Origin of the sequence: Rahnella ecdela, from assembly GCF_019049625.1 — a bacterium.
GTDB classification, from domain to species: domain Bacteria; phylum Pseudomonadota; class Gammaproteobacteria; order Enterobacterales; family Enterobacteriaceae; genus Rahnella; species Rahnella ecdela.
In genome coordinates this window covers 1-599 of the sequence record NZ_JAFMOY010000051.1, presented here as the reverse complement: position 1 = coordinate 599, position 599 = coordinate 1, and the positions used below count along the sequence as shown (strand labels likewise).

Annotated in this window: 1 protein-coding gene; it reads left to right on the top strand. The window is 53.9% G+C overall.

Annotation, left to right across the window (positions count from 1 at the left end; translation table 11 throughout):
- Window positions 1-599 (top strand): Ig-like domain-containing protein (locus tag J1784_RS00250; protein WP_217147579.1); only part of this gene is annotated, 599 nt, incomplete at both ends.

Below are 599 nucleotides of genomic sequence, written 5' to 3'. Positions count from 1 at the left end.
TCCGGTCACTGGGTATTCCAGATGACGGCGCCGTTCCAGCCAACGTTCGGCAACCGCATCATCACGGCCACGGCCACCGATGCGGCGGGTAACACAAGTGCCGCCAGTGACAGCTATGTGGTCAACTATGTTGACACCAACATGGACGACAAGCCTACACCGGGCACGCCATCTATCTTCGCTGCCGAAGAAACCTACGATGATGGCTCTACTTTCGGGGTGTATGGCGGCGCGACAATTGATGACAGCACGCCGAGACTGTTCGGTGAAGCAGAAGCAGGCAGTATCGTGAGGGTTTACGATGAGTCCGGGCTGCGTGGCTCTGTTATTGCAGATTCAAAAGGTGTCTGGATCTATGAAATCTCCCGTGAGCTCGCTGATGGCAAACACACGTTCACTGCTACCGCAATGCATTCGGGCGGCCATGCGAGCGCGCATTCTGCTGGTTTTGTGCTGAATGTGATCACCGCGTCTGCATCCGGGAGCGAAGATTTCGATACAGTAGGCAATGATATATTTGGTACTAATGAGATTGTTCATCTGAGTTCCGGACTAAAAATCACCGCTGAGGGCGCAACGAAAAATACCTCAGCCCCTAC